22 protein-coding genes are annotated in these 21,094 nt (G+C 66.9%); 10 read left to right on the top strand and 12 right to left on the bottom strand.

The annotated features are described in order from the left end of the window. Positions 1-4 precede the first annotated feature (4 nt). Both ACLIIZ_RS05860 and ACLIIZ_RS05855 read right to left on the bottom strand, forming a co-directional pair. Entirely contained in the window at positions 5-1,528 is a 1,524-nt protein-coding gene (locus ACLIIZ_RS05860) for a YiiX/YebB-like N1pC/P60 family cysteine hydrolase (protein WP_416691186.1), read from the bottom strand. Between the two features lie 61 nt (positions 1,529-1,589). Next, complete coding sequence (locus ACLIIZ_RS05855; RefSeq protein ID WP_416691185.1) at positions 1,590-2,291, bottom strand: transglycosylase SLT domain-containing protein; 702 nt, start codon at positions 2,289-2,291, stop codon at positions 1,590-1,592. Positions 2,292-2,666: 375 nt separating this feature from the next. On the opposite strand from ACLIIZ_RS05855, the gene glyQ reads away from it, so the two are divergent. The 6 genes from glyQ to gloA are packed head-to-tail and all read left to right on the top strand — an operon-like array spanning position 2,667 to position 8,153. After that, entirely contained in the window at positions 2,667-3,638 is a 972-nt protein-coding gene (gene glyQ / locus ACLIIZ_RS05850; protein WP_416691184.1) for a glycine--tRNA ligase subunit alpha, read from the top strand. Position 3,639: 1 nt separating this feature from the next. Next, positions 3,640-5,748 (top strand): glycine--tRNA ligase subunit beta, encoded by a 2,109-nt coding sequence (glyS, locus tag ACLIIZ_RS05845; protein ID WP_416691183.1) that lies wholly within the window; start codon positions 3,640-3,642, stop codon positions 5,746-5,748. 6 nt (positions 5,749-5,754) lie between these two features. Next, a complete protein-coding gene (gmhB, locus tag ACLIIZ_RS05840; protein WP_416691182.1) occupies positions 5,755-6,315 on the top strand; it encodes a D-glycero-beta-D-manno-heptose 1,7-bisphosphate 7-phosphatase in 561 nt (186 codons plus the stop codon). Further along, positions 6,312-7,061 carry a lysophospholipid acyltransferase family protein gene (locus ACLIIZ_RS05835; RefSeq protein ID WP_416691181.1) on the top strand — a complete coding sequence of 250 codons (750 nt, stop codon included), beginning with the start codon at positions 6,312-6,314 and terminating at the stop codon, positions 7,059-7,061. Before gmhB ends, ACLIIZ_RS05835 begins: the two co-directional genes overlap by 4 nt. Continuing rightward, positions 7,042-7,758, top strand: a complete 717-nt coding sequence (locus ACLIIZ_RS05830; protein WP_416691180.1) for a M48 family metallopeptidase — start codon at positions 7,042-7,044, stop codon at positions 7,756-7,758. Before ACLIIZ_RS05835 ends, ACLIIZ_RS05830 begins: the two co-directional genes overlap by 20 nt. Before the next feature lie 11 nt (positions 7,759-7,769). After that, complete coding sequence (gloA, locus tag ACLIIZ_RS05825) at positions 7,770-8,153, top strand: lactoylglutathione lyase (RefSeq protein WP_416691179.1); 384 nt, start codon at positions 7,770-7,772, stop codon at positions 8,151-8,153. 4 nt (positions 8,154-8,157) lie between these two features. Here gloA and ACLIIZ_RS05820 read toward each other — a convergent pair whose 3' ends face one another. Together ACLIIZ_RS05820 and ACLIIZ_RS05815 are read right to left on the bottom strand one after the other, a co-directional pair. Next, entirely contained in the window at positions 8,158-9,282 is a 1,125-nt protein-coding gene (locus tag ACLIIZ_RS05820) for a glycosyltransferase family 4 protein (protein ID WP_416691178.1), read from the bottom strand. After that, a complete protein-coding gene (locus ACLIIZ_RS05815) occupies positions 9,279-9,695 on the bottom strand; it encodes a diacylglycerol kinase (RefSeq protein ID WP_416691177.1) in 417 nt (138 codons plus the stop codon). Before ACLIIZ_RS05815 ends, ACLIIZ_RS05820 begins: the two co-directional genes overlap by 4 nt. 121 nt (positions 9,696-9,816) lie before the next feature. Between ACLIIZ_RS05815 and ACLIIZ_RS05810 the strand changes: the two genes are divergently transcribed. Beyond that, the gene (locus tag ACLIIZ_RS05810) at positions 9,817-10,263 is read left to right on the top strand and encodes a MaoC family dehydratase (protein ID WP_416691176.1); all 447 of its coding nucleotides are present in this window, start codon (positions 9,817-9,819) and stop codon (positions 10,261-10,263) included. 81 nt (positions 10,264-10,344) lie between these two features. After that, a complete protein-coding gene (locus tag ACLIIZ_RS05805; RefSeq protein WP_416691175.1) occupies positions 10,345-10,734 on the top strand; it encodes a Crp/Fnr family transcriptional regulator in 390 nt (129 codons plus the stop codon). Positions 10,735-10,738: 4 nt separating this feature from the next. Here the strand turns inward: ACLIIZ_RS05805 and ACLIIZ_RS05800 are convergent, their stop codons facing one another. Further along, on the bottom strand, positions 10,739-11,920 hold the full coding sequence (locus tag ACLIIZ_RS05800) for a glycosyltransferase (RefSeq protein ID WP_416691174.1): 1,182 nt from the start codon (positions 11,918-11,920) through the stop codon (positions 10,739-10,741). Position 11,921: 1 nt separating this feature from the next. Continuing rightward, a complete protein-coding gene (locus ACLIIZ_RS05795; protein WP_416691173.1) occupies positions 11,922-12,722 on the bottom strand; it encodes a UDP-2,3-diacylglucosamine diphosphatase in 801 nt (266 codons plus the stop codon). A gap of 129 nt (positions 12,723-12,851) precedes the next feature. On the opposite strand from ACLIIZ_RS05795, the gene ACLIIZ_RS05790 reads away from it, so the two are divergent. Both ACLIIZ_RS05790 and purT read left to right on the top strand, forming a co-directional pair. Further along, positions 12,852-14,480: a methyl-accepting chemotaxis protein gene (locus tag ACLIIZ_RS05790; protein WP_416691172.1), complete on the top strand. Its 1,629-nt coding sequence runs from the start codon at positions 12,852-12,854 to the stop codon at positions 14,478-14,480. Between the two features lie 70 nt (positions 14,481-14,550). Continuing rightward, positions 14,551-15,750, top strand: coding sequence for a formate-dependent phosphoribosylglycinamide formyltransferase (gene purT / locus ACLIIZ_RS05785; RefSeq protein ID WP_416691171.1), 1,200 nt, complete (start codon positions 14,551-14,553; stop codon positions 15,748-15,750). Here purT and phoR read toward each other — a convergent pair whose 3' ends face one another. From phoR to pstC, 6 genes are read right to left on the bottom strand one after another with little or no spacing between them, the layout of a single operon-like run. Beyond that, positions 15,751-17,031 (bottom strand): phosphate regulon sensor histidine kinase PhoR, encoded by a 1,281-nt coding sequence (gene phoR, locus ACLIIZ_RS05780; protein ID WP_416691170.1) that lies wholly within the window; start codon positions 17,029-17,031, stop codon positions 15,751-15,753. It lies immediately after the preceding gene. Positions 17,032-17,036: 5 nt separating this feature from the next. After that, positions 17,037-17,723 (bottom strand): phosphate regulon transcriptional regulator PhoB, encoded by a 687-nt coding sequence (gene phoB, locus ACLIIZ_RS05775; protein WP_416691169.1) that lies wholly within the window; start codon positions 17,721-17,723, stop codon positions 17,037-17,039. Beyond that, entirely contained in the window at positions 17,720-18,409 is a 690-nt protein-coding gene (gene phoU / locus ACLIIZ_RS05770; RefSeq protein ID WP_416691168.1) for a phosphate signaling complex protein PhoU, read from the bottom strand. Before phoU ends, phoB begins: the two co-directional genes overlap by 4 nt. Positions 18,410-18,422: 13 nt before the next feature. Further along, a complete protein-coding gene (gene pstB, locus ACLIIZ_RS05765; RefSeq protein ID WP_416691167.1) occupies positions 18,423-19,208 on the bottom strand; it encodes a phosphate ABC transporter ATP-binding protein PstB in 786 nt (261 codons plus the stop codon). Between the two features lie 29 nt (positions 19,209-19,237). Further along, entirely contained in the window at positions 19,238-20,080 is an 843-nt protein-coding gene (gene pstA, locus ACLIIZ_RS05760; protein WP_416691166.1) for a phosphate ABC transporter permease PstA, read from the bottom strand. A 10-nt stretch (positions 20,081-20,090) separates the two neighbouring features. After that, positions 20,091-21,044: a phosphate ABC transporter permease PstC gene (pstC, locus tag ACLIIZ_RS05755; protein WP_416691165.1), complete on the bottom strand. Its 954-nt coding sequence runs from the start codon at positions 21,042-21,044 to the stop codon at positions 20,091-20,093. Positions 21,045-21,094 lie beyond the last annotated feature (50 nt).

Genomic DNA, 21,094 nt, shown 5'->3' with positions numbered 1-21,094 from the left:
ATTTTCAGCGGGCGCCGTCGCCGCCGCGCGCCATCCTGACGACATCGGACTTCAACAGGCCGCGCACGAACTCGCCGCGCCCGGCGGTCTGCTCCCTGCCGTCGTGGTAAAGCAGTTCGATGGCGAAGGCGCCGTTGCCGGTGGCTTCGGCGGCGACGTTGTCGGGACTGATGGTGACCCGGCCGAGTTGACGCTTGGTCGGCCAGCGCACGTCGCCGTAGGCGTGATAGACCAGTTCCGAGCAGACGATGCGATCGGTCGATTCGACGTCGAAATTGAAGTCGTAAGCCTTGCCGACCTGGCGCAGGGTCTGCAGCACGGCTTCGGCGCGTACCGTGTCGGCCATCTGGCGCGGGCGCAGGACGGCGAGATCGTCGATGTTGAGGAAATGCCGCAGCGTGTTCATCTTGACCCCCGAACGCAGCGCCTCGACGACGCCGCGACCGGCCCGGATGTTGGCCTGGTAGGGACGCACCACCGGATGCTCCCAGATGCCGAGGCGGCGCAGTTCCGCCTCGCTGCCGACCCACACCGCGACGTGGCCGTAATGACCGGGAATGAAGGTATCGGTGAGGCGGAACGGCGTCTTCTCGAGCAGCACATCGCCCGCCTGCACCGTGCCCGCCAGCTTCTCGAGCACCGGCGCCTGGCCGTCGAGCTTGCCGCGCCGGGTCTCGACCAGGCCGGCGGCGTTGCCGAACAGGAGGCTGGAGAGATTGACGCCTTCCTTCTTCAGGCGGTTCAGCGTATCGATCGAGAAGGCGCTGAAGAAATTGAGCATGCTGCCGACGTAACCGAGCGGCTGCACCTGACGCACCATCTGGTAGGACGGGCTCTGCTCGATCAGCGCCGCCAGGTAACGCTCACCGTCGGCCGGCGAACTGGCGAGCACGCGGCCATGCGCTTCGTACCATTCGAGGGCGCGCCGGGTGCGGGCGCGGTTGACCGCCGAATTGAAGGACAGCGAGATACGATCGAGCGCTCCGCTCGGAATCGCGAAACCGCTGTCGCGGCTGTTCAGGTGCTGGCGCAGGAAGGGGTTGGCGCGGTAGAGGCCGACCGCCGACAGGTAGTTGTCGTAGAGCAGCAACGCCGCCGACAGCGACATCGCCACCCCGGCCGCCAGCACCCGCGCCCGCGTCGGATCGGCGGGAATCGGCTGGTCGAGCCAGCATTCGCGCTCGGTGGCCACCGCCAGCAGGCGCCGCCGCTGGTCGAGCAGGCTCGCCGCGCCCTCGTTGAGGCGCCGCAGGTCGGCGCCGGACAGGGCCTCGCCGCGCGCATCGCGGGCTTTCAGGACCTCCAGGTAATCGATCGCCCGCGCCCGCAGGCTCAGCACTTCCTCGGTCAAGGCCTGATAGTCGGCGATCCGGGTCGCCATCTCGAACGGCGCATCGAGCGCCAGCGGCGCGCCGCATTGCGGCAAGGGCGTCAGGCCGACGCCGAGGCCATCCTCGGCTTGCGCCGGCGCCCCGGCCAGGACGCCGCAGCAGAGCGCCGCGGCCACAGCAAGCGAAACAGATTTCATCGTCACCCCCGGAAAGAGGGCTCTGATATTACATTGAAATATGCCCGCCCGACATCGCCGTTCAGGCGGTCTGCCGCGTTCCCTGGCGGATCGCCGCCTCGAGCCGGCGTCGCTCGGCGAGTACCTTGCTCGCGTAGCGCTGCGCCGGATCGTCGATGGCGCCGCCGAACTGTTGCAGGCCGGGAATCAGGCCGCCATTGCGGGCGATCGACTCGCGCAGGACGCGGGTACCGACCTGGACGTTGGTCACCGGGTCGAAGAAAGGCAGCTCGCCCGCGTCCTGCGGCAGCTTGTCGCTGTGGAAACGCGGCATCACCTGCATCAGGCCCTGGGCGCCGACAACGCTCTGCGAGAACGGGTTGAAGCCCGATTCGACGCCGATCACCGCCACCACCAGCAAGGGGTCGAGCCCCTGCTCGCGCGCGCTGTCCTGGGCGGCCAGAAAGATCGGCAGCAGGGCCTCGCGCGACACCCGGTAACGGCGGGCGACGTCGTTCAGCGCCTTCAGCATCGACGGCACCAGGCGTCCCGTCTCGATTTGCGCCACCACCTGCACGGCCTCCGCCGTCGGCGTTTCACTGGCGCTGACACCGGCCGGGAACATCGCCTGCAAACCTTGCAGGAAACCGGCCTGCCCCTGGAAGGAACCGGCCAGGCCGAGCAAGAAAACCAGCCCGGCCAACATCAGAAACTTGCGGACGACGTGCGAGACGGCCGCGACTACCCGCTGAACTGCGGGGAAAAGGAACTGCGAAGCGAACATGCGCCCTCCTTCACTGTGCCACCGACAAAAATACATCGGCGAACGGTTACGGGGGGTACGACACCGGGCCATTCCTCCGTGGGAGGAAGCTAGGTTTCCACCAGGCCGAGTCTGGCCGGAGACGGGGAAACAACGGTGTTGCACCGCAACAAAGCAGGGCGCATTCTATTGATTTATTTGAACAAGTCAACAAAGCCGGGCGTGCGCACCCGGGCCAAGCGTTGTATCGCCACAACACTTATGCCGGAAGAATCCCCGCCCATCCCCCCGCATCCATCGTCATCGCGGGCCTTGGCCGGCATTCCCCCGGCAAGCTGCCGGGGGTCGGCAAAAGATTGTAAAATCGCCACTTTCCGTCTTACCGAGTGCGTCCCGATGACCACCTGCAACACCCCGAACGCTTCGCCGGCCGCCGGCAAACCGACCTTTCAGGAAATCATCCTGCGTCTGCAGCAATACTGGAGTGCCCAGGGCTGCGCCCTGCTCCAGCCGTACGACATGGAAGTCGGCGCCGGCACCAGCCACACCGCCACCTTCCTGCGCGCGATCGGCCCGGAACCCTGGAAAGCCGCCTACGTACAGCCGTCGCGCCGGCCGAAGGACGGTCGCTACGGTGAGAATCCGAACCGCATGCAGCACTACTACCAGTACCAGGTGGTGTTGAAGCCGGCGCCGGACAACATTCTTGAGCTTTACCTCGGCTCGCTCGAAGCCCTCGGCTTCGACCTGAAGAAGAACGACGTCCGCTTCGTCGAGGACGACTGGGAAAACCCGACGCTCGGCGCCTGGGGCCTCGGTTGGGAAGTCTGGATGAACGGCATGGAAGTGACGCAATTCACCTACTTCCAGCAGGTCGGCGGCATCGACTGCAAGCCGATCACCGGCGAAATCACCTACGGCATCGAGCGCCTCGCCATGTACCTGCAGGGCGTCGAAAACGTCTTCGAACTGACCTGGACCGACGGCCTGACCTACGGCGACGTCTATCACCAGAACGAAGTCGAGCAATCGACCTACAACTTCGAACACTCCGACGTCGATTTCCTGTTCCACGCCTTCGCCGCCCACGAGAAGCAGGCGCAGCACCTGATGGGCGCGCAACTGGCGCTGCCGGCCTACGAACAGGTGCTGAAGGCGGCCCACACCTTCAACCTGCTCGACGCGCGCGGCGCCATCTCGGTCACCGAACGCGCCGCCTACATCGGCCGCATCCGCAACCTGGCCCGCGCCGTCGCCCAGGCCTACCTCGAATCGCGCGCCCGCCTCGGCTTCCCGATGGCGCCCAAGGCCTGGGCCGCCGAAGTGCTGGCCAAGCTCGAAGAACAGAACGCCAAGAAAGCCGCCTGAGATGACTGCCAAGAACCTCCTCGTTGAACTGTTCGTTGAAGAACTTCCGCCGAAGGCGCTGAAGAAGCTCGGCGAAAGCTTCGCCGCCGCGCTTGCCGCTTCGCTGAAGAAGGACGGCCTGGCCGCCGATGGCGCGCAAGTGACCGCCTATGCCTCGCCGCGCCGCCTGGCCGCGCACGTCACCGACGTTGCCGCCGTTGCCGCCGACAAACCGGTGGTGCAGAAGCTGATGCCGGCCTCGGTCGGTCTCGACGCCGCTGGCAACGCCACGCCGGCCCTGTTGAAAAAGCTCGCCGCACTCGGCGCCGACGAATCCGCCGTCGCCAGCCTGCGCCGCGAAAGCGACGGCAAGGCCGAAATCCTTTTCTACGACAGCCTGGCCAAGGGCGCGACGCTGGCCGACGGCCTGCAGAAGGCCATCGAAGCCGCGCTGGCCGCGTTGCCTATCCCGAAGGTGATGAGCTACCAGCTGGCCGACGGCTGGAGCAGCGTCAACTTCGTGCGTCCGGCGCATGCGCTGGTCGCCCTACACGGCAGCGACGTGGTACCGGTTTCCGTGCTCGGCCTGCAATCGGGCAAGGCCACCAAGGGCCACCGTTTTGAAGCGGCGGTCGATCCGGTGGTGATCGCCGACGCTGACAGCTACGCTGAAACGCTCAAGCGCGACGGCGCCGTAATCGCCTCGTTCGCCGAGCGCCGCGCCGAGATCGCCCGCCAGCTCGCCGCCGCTGCCGCCCAGGCGGGCGGCAAGCCGATCGACGACGACGCCCTGCTCGACGAAGTCACCGCGCTGGTTGAGCGCCCGAACGTGCTGGTCGGCCAGTTCGAGGAAGAATTCCTCGCCGTGCCGCAGGAATGCCTGATCCTGACCATGAAGGCCAACCAGAAGTACTTCCCGCTCCTGGATGCCGCCGGCAAGCTGACCAACAAGTTTCTCGTCGTCAGCAACATCTCGCCGGCCGACCCGAGCGCGGTGATCGGTGGCAACGAGCGCGTGGTGCGCCCGCGTCTGGCCGACGCCAAGTTCTTCTTCGACCAGGACCGCAAGAAATCGCTGGAATCGCGCGTCATCGGCCTGTCCAAGGTCGTCTACCACAACAAGCTGGGCACCCAGGGCGAGCGCGTCCAGCGCGTCGCGGCGATTGCCCGCGCCATCGCCGAAGCGCTCGGCGGCGGCGAGCTGGTGCAGCACGCCGAACAGGCGGCGCTGCTCGCCAAGGCCGACCTGCTCACCGACATGGTCGGCGAATTCCCCGAGCTACAGGGCATCATGGGCCGCTACTACGCCCAGCACGACGGCCTGAATGCCGACGTGGCGGATGCCATCGAGGACCACTACAAGCCGCGCTTCGCCGGCGACAGCCTGCCGCGCGGCAAGGTCGGCACGGTCGTCGCGCTGGCCGACAAGCTGGAAACCCTGGTCGGCATGTTCGGCATCGGCCAGATCCCGACCGGCGACCGCGACCCGTTCGCGCTGCGCCGCCACGCGCTGGGCGTCATCCGCATGCTCGCCGAGGGCGACCTCAACCTCGCCGTCGACAGCCTGCTCAACGGCGTTTTCGCGCAGTTCAACGGTATCGAAGGCTTCGCCCCGAACCCGCAGGCACTGGCCGACTTCATCTACGACCGCCTCGCCGGCAGCCTGCGCGAGCAGGGTTACACGGCGCAGGAAGTCGATGCCGTGGTCAGCCAGCGGCCGCAGCGCCTGGGCGACATCGTCAAACGCCTGGCCGCCGTGCGCGCCTTCTCGGCGCTGCCCGAAGCCGCCGCGCTGGCCGCCGCCAACAAGCGGGTCGGCAACATTCTGAAGAAGGCCGACGGCGCCGTCGAAGCCCGCGTCGATGCGGCCCTGCTGCGCGAAGCCGCCGAAAGCGCGCTGCACGCGGCGCTGATCGACGTCGTGCCGCAGGCCGACGCTGCTTTCCTCACCGGCGACTACAGCGAATCGCTGCTCGCCCTGGCGGCGCTGCGCGCACCGGTCGATGCCTTCTTCGACGGCGTCATGGTCAATGCCGACGATCCGGCGCTCAAGGCCAACCGGCTCGGCCTGCTCGCCATGCTGCACGCGGCGATGAACCGCGTCGCCGATCTTTCCCGGCTTTCGGCGTAAGCGGCGATGGTGGCCAAGCTTGTCATCCTCGACCGCGACGGGGTCATCAACCATGACTCCGCGCAGTTCATCAAGAGCCCCGAGGAATGGAAGCCGATCCCCGGCAGCCTGGAGGCGATCGCCCGCCTCAAGCAGCACGGCTACCGGGTGGTCGTCGCCACCAACCAGTCGGGCGTCGGGCGCGGCCTGTTCGACATGGATACGCTCAACCGCATCCATCGCAAGATGCACAAGGCCGCCTGCGAACTCGGCGGACGCATCGACGCGATCTTTTACTGCCCGCACACCGCCGATTCGAAATGCGACTGCCGCAAGCCGAAGCCGGGCATGTTCCGGCGCATCGCCGACACCCTCAACACCGACCTCAAGGGCGTCGCCGCCATCGGCGATTCGCTGCGTGACCTGCAGGCCGGTGCCGCCGCCGGCTGCCAGCCGATCCTGGTGCTCACCGGCAAGGGCGAAAAAACCCGCGACGACGGCGATCTGCCTGCCGGCACGCTGATTTTCGCCAACCTCGCCGCAGCGACCGATCACCTGCTGGCCCAGGAAAGCAAGGAAAAGAAATGAGCGCCGTCCGTTCCACCCTGTTCATGATCTACGCCATCGTCTGGTCGGTGTTCAGCGCGCCGCTGGTGGTGATCGCCGGGCCGCTGCTCGGCGGCATCTGGGCCTACCGCTTCGGCCGCGTCTGGCGCCTCGGCACGCAATGGGGTGTCGAGAACCTGCTCGGCATCCGGCCGCGCATCATCGGCCGCGAGAACATGCCGGCCGAACCCTGCGTCATCATGTCCAAACACCAGTCGGCCTGGGAAACGATGACCCTGCAGGACTGCGTGCCGGCCGGCGCCTACTGCGTCTTCGTGCTGAAGAAGGAACTGCTCAAGCTACCCTTCGTCGGCTGGGGGCTGGCGGCGATGAAGATGATCTCGATCGACCGCGGCGCCGGCAAGAACGCCCTCGACCAGGTCGTCACCCAGGGCCGCGAGCGCCTCAAGCAGGGTTTCTACGTCATCATCTTCCCCGAAGGCACGCGCGTGCCGCCGGGCGAAAAGCGCCGCTACAAGCCGGGCGGTGCCTACCTGGCGACGCACGTCGGCTGCCAGGTGGTGCCGGTCGCCCACGACGCCGGCGAACTGTGGCCGCGCCAGGCTTTCCTCAAGCGCTCCGGTACCGCGACCATCAGCATCGGCCCGGCCTTCGACGCCAGCGGCATGAGCGATGCGGAGGTCAACCAGCGGGTCGAGGACTGGATCGAAGCCGAGATGCGCCGCCTCTCGCCGCACCGTTACCCGGATGCCGGCAAAGCCGACTGAGACGCCCCGGCGCATCGTCGTCGCCGGCCAGACGCTCGAATACACGCTGCGCCGCAGCAGCCGACGCAGCATCGGCCTGAGCATCGACCAGCGCGGCCTGCGCGTCGGCGCCCCGCAAGGCGCTGCACTGCGTGACATCGAGGCGCTGATCCGCCAGCACGGCGACTGGGTTCTCGACAAGCTCGCCGCCTGGCGCGAGCGCCCGGCGGCAAGCCGCTTCGCCGTCGTCGACGGTGCCGTGCTCGACCTCCTGGGCGGCCCGATCCGCCTGCACATCGCGCCGGCAAAACGCGCCGGCGCCGCTTTTACCGCCGACGAAATCCGCCTCGCCGTGCCGGACAGCGCCGACCCCGCCCGGGTGCTCGAAGCGGCGCTGCGCGAAAAAGCCCGGGCGCTGTTTGGCGAACGCCTAGCCCATTTCGCGCCCTTTCTCGGCGTCGCCGCGCCGCCGCTACGCCTGTCGTCGGCACGCACGCGCTGGGGCAGCTGCAGCGCGCGCGGCAACATCGCACTCAACTGGCGGCTGCTCCTGATGCCGCCGGCCATCGTCGATTACGTCGTCTGCCACGAACTGGCGCACCTGAAGGAAATGAACCACAGCCCGCGTTTCTGGTCTGTCGTCGAACGCCTCTGCCCGGACTGGCGAGCGCGGCGCCTCGAACTGCGCCACCTCGGCCGTCAACTGCCGCAATTCTGAAAGGAAACCCCATGCGCATCCTGCACACCATGCTCCGCGTCGGCGATCTCGACCGCTCGATCGCCTTCTACACCGAAATCCTCGGCATGCAACTGCTGCGCCGCAACGACTACCCGGAAGGCCGCTTCACGCTGGCCTTCGTCGGCTACGGCAGCGAGGACAGCGAAGCCGTGCTCGAACTGACGCACAACTGGGACACCGCCAGCTACGAGCTGGGCAACGCCTACGGCCACATCGCGCTCGCCGTGCCCGACGCGGCTGCCGCCTGCGCCGCGATCAAGGCGCGCAGCGGCAAGGTGGTGCGCGAAGCCGGGCCGATGAAGCACGGCAGCACGATCATCGCCTTCGTCGAGGACCCTGATGGTTACAAGGTCGAATTGATCCAGCGCCAGTAAAGCTTCAACCGGCCAGCGCCTCGCGCACCGCGCGCTCGAAACTGGCGACGACGTCCGGCCAACCGCGCGGCAGCATCGCCGAACGCGCCCGCTCGCCCATCCGGCGCAGCCGTTCGCCATCTTCCAGCGCCCACAGCGCCGCCTCGACAAAGGCCTTCTCGTCGCCCGGCGCGACAACCCGGCCGTTGTCGCCATCGACCACCAGCTCGGCCGCCGCCGCGCTGCGGTAGGCAACCACCGGCACGCCGCTGGCCATCGCCTCCGCCACCACGTTGCCGTAGGTCTCACTGAGACTGGGAAAGAGGAAGAGGTCGGCGCTCGCGAAATGCGCCGCCAGGTCCTCGCCGGTGCGCATGCCGGCGAAGTACTGATCCGGGTGATCTTGCTCCAGCTTGCGCGCCGACGGCCCGTCGCCGACCCACACCAGGCGCGCCGCCGGATGCCAGACCTGAAGCGCGGCAAAGCATTTCTCGACCAGCGCCAGATTCTTCTCCGGGGCCAGCCGGCCAACGTAGAGGCAGACCGGCCCCGCGCCGTCCGCCCCCCAGCGCGTGCGCAGTTCGTTGCTGCGCCGGGCGGGGTCGAAGAGCACGGTATCGACGCCGCGACCGACGACGCGCACGCCGGGCACCCCCTCGCCAGCCAGTTCGGCGGCGAGCGCCGCGGTCGGCACCAGCGTCGCCCGCGTCCGCCGGTGCAGCATGCGCAGATAGGCCGCCACCGCCGGGCGCAGCCAGCCGATGCCGTAATGCACGCTGTAGCGGTCGAAATTGGTATGGAAGCCGGAAGTCACCGGGATCCCCAGGCGGCGCGCGGCGGCCACCGCCGACCAGCCGAGCGGCCCCTCGGTGACCACGTGCACCAGGTCCGGCCGCCGTTGCCGCCAGCGCCGGCGCAGGGCGCCACCGGCTGGCAGGCCGAACTGCAGGCCGGGATAACCGGGCAGCGCGACACCGGCGAACGGCACATCGTGCTCGCCCCCGGCATCCGCCGCGCCCTGGCGCGGCCGCAGCACCTCGACCCGATGGCCGCGCTGACGCATGCCATCGACCAGGCGGCCGACGGTCATCGCCACGCCGTTGACTTCCGGCGGATAGGTTTCGGTGACGAAGGCGATATCCAGTTTCATAGCTTCTCCAGCAGGACGCCAGTCCAGACCACGATGACCTGGCACAGCGAGACGAACACGGCGGCGCTGCCGATATCCTTGGCGCGCTTGGCCAGCCGGTGGTTCTCCAGGCCGACGCGGTCGACCACCGCCTCGATCGCCGAATTGAGCAATTCGACGACCAGCACCAGCAGCAGGCTGGCGATCAGCAACGCGGTGGCCAGCCAGCCGACCGGCAGCCACAGCGCCAGCGGTATCAGTAGCAGGGCCAGCCAGGTTTCCTGGCGGAAGGCGTCTTCGCACAGGTAGGCGGCGCGCAGGCCGTCGAGCGAATAACGGAAGGCATTCCAGACCCGGCGCAAGCCGGTCTTGCCCTTGAACGGCGATTCGTTGGCGGGGTCGAGTCCGAGTTCCTCGGGCAGTGGTCGTCGCATCGCAAGTTCCCTGAAATGCGACCAAGGTAATCGGCCCGCGCTAAGCTTTCATGACAGCCGCCGGTCATCAGGAAATTGGGCGATACTGGCACACCCCGCCGCCCTCCCGAGAGCCCCGACCATGCACACCCGCTACCTCGACGACCTCTGTGTCGGCCAGACCTTCAACACCGCTGGCGTGACGCTGAGCGAAGGCGAAATCATCGGCTTCGCCCTGCAGTACGATCCGCAGCCTTTCCATCTCGACGCCGTCGAAGCCGCCAGATCGCCCTACGGCGGGCTGATCGCCAGCGGCTTCCAGACGCTGGCCCTGTGTTTCCGCCTGTTCGTGCAAAGCGGCATCTTCCAGTCATCGAGCCTGGGTTCGCCGGGCATCGACGAACTGCGCTGGCTGGCGCCGGTGCGCCCCGGCGATACGCTGCGCACCGAAGTCGAGGTGCTCGAACTGCGGCCATCGAACTCCAAGCCGGACCGCGGCATCGCCCGGCTGAAATTTCAGGCCAGGAACCAGCATGGCGACGCGGTGATTGCCTTCGTCGTCAACCTGCTGCTCAGGCGCCGGGCCTGACGCGCCGATCACACAGCCGCAACCTGCCTGTAATAAGCGGGTTATGACCTTCGTGCTACAACCTGCGGTGATCCCAACCTCATGGAAAGCATCATGGTCTTCTTCGAACTGTTCGCGCACAACCCCACCATCCTCCGCATCCCCGCCGGTCAGACGCTGTTCCGCGAAGGCGACGCGGATGGCGGACTGATGTATGTCCTGAGCGCCGGCAATGCCGATATCGTCATCGGCAACCGGGTCGTCGAACACCTGCAGCATGGCGGCATCGTCGGCGAACTGGGCCTGGTCTCGCCGGGGCCGCGCTCGGCAACGGTGCTGGCAACCAGCGATTGCGAGTTCGTCGCCATCGACGAGGCGCGTTTCCAGTTCCTGATCCAGAACACGCCCTTCTTCGCGATGCAGGTGATGCGGGTGATGGCCGAACGCCTGCGGGCAACCGACCGGCTGATGCCGGTGGTCGAGGAAGTCTGAGTTTTCAGGTTTCCGCCGTCAGCGCCACCGCTTGCGGTTGGCGCGCCGCGACGAGCTGCCGGTAGAGTCCGGCCAGGCGGCCGGCCAGCGCGCTGTCCGACCAGGCCTCGGCGGCGCGCCTGGCGTCCTGGCCGAGATAATCCCAGGCGTCGCGATTGGCCAGGACGTGGCCGAGCACTTCACCGAAGGCTTGAGGATCGTCGGGCGGCGTGAAGCAGCCGGCAGTGTTTTCCAGGATATCGGCGGTACCCATCGCCGACAGCGCGATCACCGGCAGGCCGGCGGCCATCGCTTCGAGCAGGACCAGGCCCTGGGTTTCGGTGCGCGAAGCAAAGACGAAGGCGTCGGCGGCGGCGTAGCAGTTGGGCAGATCCTGGCTACGGTCCAGGTAACCGATGAAACGGACCGCCCCGGCAAGGCCGAGTGCAGCGACGCGGGCGCGCAGTTCGCCCATCGCCGGCCCCTCGCCGGCGACCACCAGGAGGATCTCCGGGCAACGGCGTTGCGCCTCGCGCAGCGCGTGGAAGAGGAATTCGATGTTCTTCTCGTGGGCGACGCGGCCGACGAACAGCGCCACCGGCCGCTGCGCCGCGATGCCGTGGGCGGCGCGGAAAGCGGCGCCGTCGCCGCCGGTGAATTGCGCCAGCGGGATGCCGGTCGGCAGCACGTGCGTGGGCACCGTCACGCGATAATCGGCAAGCCGCTGGCGCATCGCCGTCGATGGCACGACGACGGCGTCGAGCGCATTGCACTGGCGCCGCGAAAAACCCCGTGCCGCAGCGCGCAGCCAGCCGCCCGGCAGCCAGGGGGCGTAATGCTCAAGGTATTCCTCGAACAGCGTGTGATAGGTGCTGACCACCGGCAGAGCGCGACGACGCGCCGCCCGCAGGCCGGCGTAGTGGGCGACGAAAGGTGTCTGGACATGGATCAGGTCGCAGTCGGCGGCGGCGTCGAACACCGCGCGGTGCATCGCCTGCCAGCCGGCCAGGCGGTCTTCCGGATCGCCCACCACCGGCCGTCCGGCGACCCGGACGATGCCCGGTTCGTCGCTTTCGTCGGCGTAGCGCGGCACGACCAGGCGGACATCGACGCCATGCGCGGCGAGCCCGCGACGGAAGGTTTCGATCGACGTGGACACCCCGTTGATGCGGGGAAAATAGACATCAGACACCATCAGGACACGCATTTCAGGCCTCCGCCGTTTCGCTCGCCGGCTGTTCGAGCGGTGCCGCCAGTTGCCGCGGCGCTTGCGGCGACGCGGTCCAGGTGACGAGTTCCAGGCGACCGTCGAGATGTTCGACGATGGCGGTGCAGGAATCGACCCAGTCGCCGCAGTTGATGTAGTCGAGACCGTCGATCTGGCGTATCGTCGCCCAGTGGATGTGGCCGCAGATGACGCCATCCAGCCCCCGCTCGCGGGCGTGATGGACGGCCGAGGTCTCGAAATCGAAGATGAAGTTGAGCGCCGTCTTGACCCGCCGCTTGGCGTAGCCGGCGAGCGACCAGTAACCGGCCAGGCCGAGCTTGCGACGGACCCAGGACAGCCAGTGGTTGAGGCTGACCAACAGGTCGTAGGCCTTGTCGCCGAGTACCGCGACCCAGCGGTGGTGGCGCGTCACCTGATCGAACTGGTCGCCGTGGATGAGCAGATAGCGCTTGCCGCTCGCCGTTTCGTGCTCCATCTCGTCGGCCACTTCGATGTCGCCGAAGACGATGCCGCAGTATTCGCGCAGCACTTCGTCGTGGTTGCCGGGAATGAACACCACGCGGTCGCCGGAACGCGCCCGGCGCAGCAGCTTCTGGACCACGGTGTTCTGCGCCCGGGTCCAGCAGATGCTGCGGCTCATGGCCCAGAAATCGACGATGTCGCCGATCAGGAAGGTATTGTCGGCCGGGTATTCGCGCAGGAAATCGAGGAGGCGGTCCGCCTGGCACGCCCGGGTGCCGAGGTGGATGTCCGATAGAAACAGGCTTCTGACTTTTGGCATGGGGGCATCATCGCCGCCCTCCGTGAAGCGCCTGTGACCGCCGCGTGACAGCCTGATGACAAGGCGCCGGTCACCGTGCTGCAACAATGTTGGCTTAGGCTGCCGCGGTTTTTTCCCGAAAGCCCGGCCATGAAGATATCGCACCGCCTCGTCCTGCTCCTCGCGTTCACCATGAGCGCGCTGCTCGCCCTCGGCCTCGTCGCGCTGACCCAGTTCCAGCGCAACAACACGATGATCCGCGAGCTGACCGAGGGCGCCATCCCCGGCTTTCTCGCGTCAATCGAACTGGGCGCCGAGCTGAAGGGCCTGCAGATCGTCGCCATCAATCTGGCCCACGCCAGCGAGCGCAACGTCGCCGGGCAGTTGCAGGAGCAGTTGAACGCCGGCAAGACGCAACTGGGCGACGCCCTCGCCGCCCAGCGCGGGCTCGCCGAGGGCGACGCGCAGCGTGGCCTGCTCGACCAGGCAGAAGAGAGCCTGAAGAACTATTACGCCGCCATCGACGATGTCGCCCGCTTCAGCCTGGCCGGCCAACCCCTGCTCGCCGAAGCGACGCTGTCCGGCAACGCGGCGCCCTACCTGGCCGAACTGGAAGGCGTCCTGGAGACCCTGCGCGTCGAGAAGCGGCGGGCCAAGGACGAGAGCGTCGCCCGCCTCGAAAACGGCCTGCAGGAAACGCTGCTCCAGCTCGGCGCCGCCTTCGCCGCCATCCTGGCGGTCCTGGCCGGGCTCGGCCTCGCCCTCTACCGGCGCATTGCCCGGCCGCTCCGCGAGATGGAGCGGACCATGCAGACGATCGCCGACAGCCTCGATTTCACGCACCGCGTGCCGGTCATCAACGACGACGAGATCGGCCGTTCGATCCAGGCCTTCAACCGCCTGCTCGACACCCTGCAGCAGAGTCTCGGCGAGATGGCCGAGGTGATCCGCCAGAACGGCGTCGCGGCAGCCGACATGCAACGTTCGGCGACGACGCTGGCCGAACTCGCGGCCAACAGCAACGGCTCGTCGCGCGAGATCCAGGAAGCGATCCAGCAGGTGCAGGCGCAGATCGACCGCATCCACGCCGATACCGGTCATGCCGGCGAACTGACCGCGCATTCCGGCAAGCAGGCGGAGGACAACGGGGCAACCATCCGCCAGACGGTCGAGCGCATCCACGACCTCGCCGGCAACGTCGAAACCGCCGCCGCCCGCGTCTATGCGCTGGCTGCGGCAGGCCAGAACATTTCCGGCCTGGTCCGCGAAATCCGCGAGATCGCCGACCAGACCAACCTGCTGGCGCTCAACGCGGCAATCGAGGCGGCGCGCGCCGGCGAATCCGGGCGCGGTTTCGCGGTGGTCGCCGACGAGGTGCGCAAGCTGGCCGAACGGGTCAGCGCCGCCACCCTGTCGATCGCCGGCCAGGTCGAGGAGATCGCCGTCACCTCGCGCCAGTCGACCGGGCTGATGCAGCAGGTGGTGGAAGACATCAAGCTCAACATCGACCTCGCCAGCACCGCCGGCAACGCGATGGGCGACATCGAGCGCTCGGCGCGGGAAGTGATCGAGACCGTCGGCAAGATCGCCGAGCAGGTCGGCGTCGGCCATGCGTCGAGCCGGCAGATCGTCCGCCAGGTGGACGCCATCGAGCAACTGATGAGCCACGCCAACGTCACCGCCGGCCACACGCGCAGCTTCGCCGACGGCGTGCGCCAGCTCTCCGAACACATGGCGAGCATCGTCAGCCGCTTCCGCATCGAGGCACAGCGCGTCTGAGCCGACGCTTGCAATTCCGTCGGCCGCCGCCTACATTCGCCCGGTTTCCACTACCGCCCGCGAGTTCACCATGCAGATCGGCACCCCGCTTTCCCCTTCCGCCACCCGCGTCATGCTGCTCGGCGCCGGCGAACTCGGCAAGGAAGTCGTCATCGCGCTGCAGCGCCTGGGCGTCGAGGTGATCGCCGTCGACCGCTACGCGAACGCCCCCGGCCAGCAGGTCGCCCACCGCGCCCACGTCATCGCGATGACCGACGGCGCCGCGCTGCGCCGCCTGGTCGAGCTGGAAAAGCCGCAACTGATCGTCCCCGAAATCGAGGCCATCGCCACCGACACCCTGGTCGAACTGGAAGCCGAAGGCCTGGCCGAAGTCATCCCGACCGCCCGCGCCGCCCGCCTGACCATGAACCGCGAAGGCATCCGCCGTCTGGCCGCCGAGGAACTGGGGCTACCCACCTCGCCCTACCGCTTCGCCGACTCGCTCGCCGAGCTGCAGGCGGCGATCGACGGCGGCATCGGCTACCCGTGCATCGTCAAGCCGGTGATGTCGTCGTCGGGCAAAGGCCAGTCGCTGCTGCGCGGCCCGGACGACGTGCAGAAGGCCTGGGACTACGCGGCGAGCGGCGGCCGGGTCAACCAGGGGCGGGTGATCGTCGAGGGCTTCATCGATTTCGATTACGAGATCACGCTGCTCACGGTGCGCGCCCGCGACGCCAGCGGCGAAGTGGTCACCCACTTCTGCGAGCCGATCGGCCACATCCAGGTCTCCGGCGACTACGTCGAATCCTGGCAGCCGCAAGTCATGAGCCCGGCGGCGCTGGCCCGCGCCCAGGAAATCGCCGGCGCGGTGACCGGCAACCTCGGCGGTCGCGGCCTGTTCGGCGTCGAACTCTTCGTCAAGGGCGACATGGTCTGGTTCTCGGAAGTCAGCCCGCGGCCGCACGACACCGGGCTGGTGACGCTGTGTTCGCAGCGTTTCTCGGAGTTCGAACTGCACGCCCGCGCCATCCTCGGCCTGCCGGTCGACACCGCGCTGCGCGAGCCGGGCGCCTCGGCGGTGATCTACGGCGGCATGGAAGAACAGGGCATCGCCTTCGCCGGCGTTGCCGAAGCGCTCGCCGTGCCGCGCAGCGACCTGCGCCTGTTCGGCAAACCGGAAGCCTTCAGCAAACGACGCATGGGCGTCGCCGTCGCCAACGGCGCCGACACCGACGAAGCGCGCAGCCGCGCCAAACTGGCGGCGAGCCGGGTACGACCGGTCAAGGCCTGATCAGACGCCGCTCACCCGGCTGGGCGGAAACTTGGCGGCGAAACGGCTGCCCTCGCCCGGCTTGCTGGTCACTTCCAGCGTTGCCTGGTGGCGGCTCAGCGAGTGCTTGACGATCGCCAGGCCGAGGCCGGTGCCGCCGGCATCGCGCGAGCGGCCGCGGTCGACGCGGTAGAAGCGTTCGGTCAGCCGCGGGATGTGCTTGGCGTCGATGCCGATGCCGGTATCCTGGACGGCAAATTCGGCGCCTGCGGGCGATACCTTCCAGCTCAGCGTGATCGTCCCGCCGTTCGGCGTGTAGCGCACGGCGTTGGCGACCAGGTTGGCGAAGGCGCTGATCAGTTCCGATTCGGCGCCGAGCAGGTCGCCCTGGCCCTCGGTTTCGAGATGGATGGTGTGGCGGCCGGCGGACAACGCCTCGGCGTCGCGATGAAGCTTGTCGACCAGGGTCGCCATGTCGACCACTTCGTCCTGCGGCGGCGGCGCCGACTCGATCGACGACAGCGTCAGCAGGTCCTGGACGATCGACAGCATGCGCGTCGATTGCTGCCCCATCAGTTGCAGGTAGTGCTTGCGCGATTCGGCGTCGACGTCGATTTCCTGCAGGGTCTCGACAAAACCGGAGAGCACGGTGAGCGGCGTGCGCAACTCGTGCGAGACGTTGGCGACGAAGTCGCGGCGCATGCTGTCGAGGCGGTCGGTCTGCGTGATGTCCTTGACCTGCAGCAGCCAGCAATCCTCGGCGTAGAGGATCAGGTAGAGCGAGAGCACGCGTTCGAAGTAGCGGTCGAGACGCAGGGTCAGGGGACGCGAGAAATCGGCCTCGGCGAGGTAGGCGACGAACTCCGGCTGGCGCAGGATGTTGGCGATCGAGGCGCCGCGGTCGCGCGCCGAATCGAGACCGAGCTGGCGCTCGGCGGTCTTGTTGCAGAACTGGATGTAGAAGTTGCCGTCGAGCAGCACGATGCCGTCGTTCATCGCATGGACGGCGGCGATCAGGCGGGCGATGTCGCGCTCGCGCAGTTCGATCTTCTCGAGCAGCTCCTTCTCGTGGCGGTAGAGGCGGCGGAAGATCCGGTCCCAGTCGCCGTCGCCTTCCAGGCTGGCGTCGAGGACCGGTTTGCGGGTCCACCGTTCGAGGCGCGAAAAATTGCGGTAGTGCATCGCCAGGTGCAGGCTGAGGCCGGCATAGAACAGCACCCAGCCCATCCAGGCCTCGACGAAGTAACCGAGCGGAAAGGCCACCGCCGCCGTCAGTACGCCATAGAACAAGGCCCGCTGCACGCCGCTCAGGCTCCCCGGAACCGGTAGCCGGTACCGCGCACCGTCTCCACCCGTTCATGATGACCACTCGGCTCAAGCGCGGCGCGCAGGCGGCGGATGTGCACATCGACCGTGCGTTCTTCGATGAAGACGTGGTCGCCCCAGACTTCGTCAAGCAGTTGGGCGCGGGTGTACACGCGCTCGGCGTGGGTCATGAAGAAGAACAGCAAGCGGAACTCGGTAGGACCGAGATCGACCGACTGGCCGGCGGCGACCACCCGGTGCGTCGCCGGATTGATCTGCAGGCTGCCAACCTCGACCGCTTCACCCGCCAGATGCGGGGCACGGCGGCGCAGCACGGCGCGCACCCGAGCCACCAGTTCCTTGGGCGAGAAGGGTTTGGTCACGTAATCGTCGGCGCCGGCGTCGAGACCCTGCACCTTGTCTTCCTCATGGACGCGGGCGGTCAGCATGATGATCGGAATCTCGCGCGTCCGCTCGTCGGCGCGCAGCTTCCTGGCCAGCGCGACGCCGGACTGGCCGGGCAGCATCCAGTCGAGGACGATCAGATCGGGCAGCGCGGCGCGAATCGCCGAATCGGCTTCTTCGGCGCTGCCGGCGCGGACGACGAGAAAGCCCGCGTGTTTGAGGTTGATGACAACCAGTTCCTGGATGGCCGGTTCGTCTTCGACGACCAGTATCGTCGGTGTCACTTGATCGCCTCCTTGTCGTGACGGATGTCGCGGCCTTCAACCACGTAGATCACCTGTTCGCAAATGTTCTTGGCATGATCGCCGATACGCTCGATGGCCCGCGAGATGGCCATGATTTCGAGCGAAGTCGTAATGGTACGCGGGTCTTCCATCATATGCGTGATCAACTGACGGATGATCGACTTGAATTCGAGATCGACGTCCTGGTCGGCGCGGATCACCTCGATTGCCTGGGCGGCGTCCTGGCGGGCGAAGGCGTCGAGCGAGCGACGCACCAGCGCCAGCACCGCTTCGGCAAGGTGGCGGATGCCGATGCCGTATTGCGTCGGCTGATGGCCGGCTTCGTAGATGCGGCGGACGCTCTTGGCGATCTTCTTGGCTTCGTCGCCGGTCCGTTCGAGGTCGGTGACGATCTTGCTGATGCCGAGCACCAGACGCAGGTCGGACGCCGCCGGCTGGCGCTGGGCGATGATGTGGGCGCAATCCTCGTCGATCGAGCGCTCGAGCTGGTTGATCCGGCGGTCGGTCTCGACGATGGTCTTGACGCTCGCCACCTCGCCGCTGGAATAGGCTTCGATCGCCGCCGAAATCTGCGTTTCGACAACGCCGCCCATCTGCAGCACGTGGGTGCGCAGACGCGCCAGATCCTCGTCGAACTGGCTGGATACATGCAGGGTTTCGTTCATTTCTGGTCTCCGATCAGCCCATGCGGCCGGTGATGTAGTCTTCAGTGCGCTTGTCCTGCGGCTTGATGAACAGCTCGTCGGTCTTGCCGAATTCGACCAGCTCGCCCAGGTACATGTAGGCGGTGTAGTCAGACACCCGCGCCGCCTGCTGCATGTTGTGGGTGACGATGGCGATGGTGAACTCGCGCTTCAGTTCGTGAATCAGTTCCTCGATGCGCATCGTCGAGATCGGGTCGAGCGCCGAGGTCGGTTCGTCGAGCAGCAGCACCTGCGGCTTGACGGCGACGCCGCGGGCGATGCACAAGCGTTGCTGCTGGCCGCCGGAAAGACCGGTGCCAGGCTTGTTCAGCTTGTCCTTGACCTCGTTCCACAGCGCCGCCTTGGTCAGCGCCCATTCGATCCGGTCGTCCATCTCGTTGCGCGTCAGCTTCTCGTGCATGCGCACGCCGAAGGCGATGTTCTCGTAGATCGACATCGGGAACGGCGTCGGCTTCTGGAAGACCATGCCGACCTTGGCGCGCAGTTCGATGGTATCTACCCCCTTTTCCAGGATGTTCTTGCCGGCGACGATCAGTTCGCCATCGGCGTGCTGCCCCGGGTAAAGGTCGTACATGCGGTTGATCGTGCGCAGCAGCGTGGACTTGCCGCAGCCCGAGGGGCCGATGAAAGCGGTGACCTTGCCCTTGTAGATCTCGAGGTTGATGTTCTTGAGGGCGATGGCCTTGCCATAGTAAAAGTTGAGATTGCGGATGCTGATCTCGGAGGTCAGTTTCTGAACGACGGGTTCGACGGGCATCATGATGGATTCCATAAGAGTTGATCTGCGTCTCAGTGGTTGGCCGATTGCTGGCGGAAGACGACGCGCGCCAGGATGTTGAGGAAGAGCACGCCCATCGTGATGATGAAGACGCCGGCCCAGGCGAGTTCCTGCCAGTCGGCGAAGGGGCTCATCGCGAACTTGAAGATGGTGACCGGCAGGTTGGCCATCGGCTCGGACAGGTCGGCGCTCCAGAACTGGTTGGACAGGGCGGTGAACAACAGCGGGGCGGTTTCGCCGGAGATGCGCGCCAGCGCCAGCAGGATGCCGGTGATGACACCAGTCTTGGCCGAGCGCAGGGTGACCATCAGGATCACCTTCCACTTCGGCGCGCCAAGCGCGAAGGCGGCTTCGCGCAGGGCGTTCGGCACCAGGATCAGCATGTCCTCGGTGGTGCGGACGACGACCGGAATCACCAGCAGGGCCAGGGCCAGCGCGCCGGACATGCCGGAGAACTTGCCGACCTGGGCGACGTAGATCGCATAGATGAAGAGGCCGATGACGATCGACGGCGCCGACAGCAGGATGTCGTTGACGAAGCGCGTCACCTGGCCGAGCACCGTGCGCCGACCGTACTCGGCGAGGTAGATGCCGGCGAGGATGGCGACCGGCGTGGCGATCAGCATCGCCAGGCCGACCATCACCAGGCTGCCGAAGATCGCGTTGCGCAGGCCGCCGGCGTTGCCCGGTGCCGGCGTGTCGAGCGTCAGCAGATCGAGCGACAGGGCGCCGATGCCCTGTTCAAAGACCATCCAGAGGATCCAGATCAGCCAGAACAGGCCGAAGGCCATGGCCGCCAGCGACAGGCCGAGGGCGATGACGTTGGTGGTTTTACGACGGGTTCTCAGGTCCATGACCGATTCCTTAGTGGGCGCCGCCGCCGTTCTGCTTTTCCATCGACAGGAGCAGCAGTTTGGACAGCGAGAGCACGATGAAGGTGATGACGAACAGGATCAGGCCGAGTTCGACCAGCGCCGCCGTATACAGACCGGGCGTCGCCTCGGCGAATTCGTTGGCGAGCGCCGAGGTGATGCTGTTGCCCGGCATGAACAGCGAGAAGCTGCCGAGCAGACTGGCGTTACCGATGACGAAGGTGACCGCCATCGTTTCGCCAAGGGCGCGGCCGAGGCCGAGCATGACGCCACCGATGACGCCGACCCGGGTGTAGGGCAGGACCACCTTGCTCACCGTTTCCCAGGTCGTGCCACCAAGGCCGTAGCAGGATTCCTTGAGCATCGGCGGCACCAGCTCGAAGACGTCGCGCATCACCGAGGCGATGAAGGGAATGATCATGATCGCCAGGATGATGCCGGCGGCGAGGATGCCGATGCCGAGCGACGGCCCGGAGAACAGCGCGCCGATCAGCGGCAGCTTGCCCAGCGTCTGGGCGATGAAGGGTTGCACGTACTGGCCGAAGATCGGCGCGAAAACGAGCAGGCCCCAGATGCCGTACACGATGCTGGGGATGCCGGCGAGCAGTTCGATGGCGATGCCGAGCGGGCGGCGCAGCCAGGTCGGCGCCATTTCGGTGAGGAAGAGGGCGATGCCGAAGCTGATCGGCAGGGCAATGACCAGCGCGATGATCGAGGTGATGATGGTGCCGTAGATCGGCACCAAAGCACCGAAATCGTCGGCCGGCGGATTCCAGGCCGAACTGGTCAGGAAGCTGAAGCCGAATTTCTCGATCGACGGCAGGGCGCTCCAGGTCAGCGAAATCACGATCCCGCCCAATAGGGCCAGGGTGATGAACGCCACCGTGCGCGTCAGGTTGAAGAACAACAGGTCTGCCAGTCGCCCTTTGGCTTGTGTTTCACTCATGACGAATGTCCGTATCGATTAAGGGTCTTGCGGTTTTTCGCGCCCGGCGC

This window comes from Azonexus caeni (genome assembly GCF_048146105.1).
Classification (GTDB): Bacteria; Pseudomonadota; Gammaproteobacteria; order Burkholderiales; family Rhodocyclaceae; genus Azonexus; species Azonexus aromaticus_B.
This window is presented reverse-complemented; position numbering and strand designations above follow the sequence as displayed.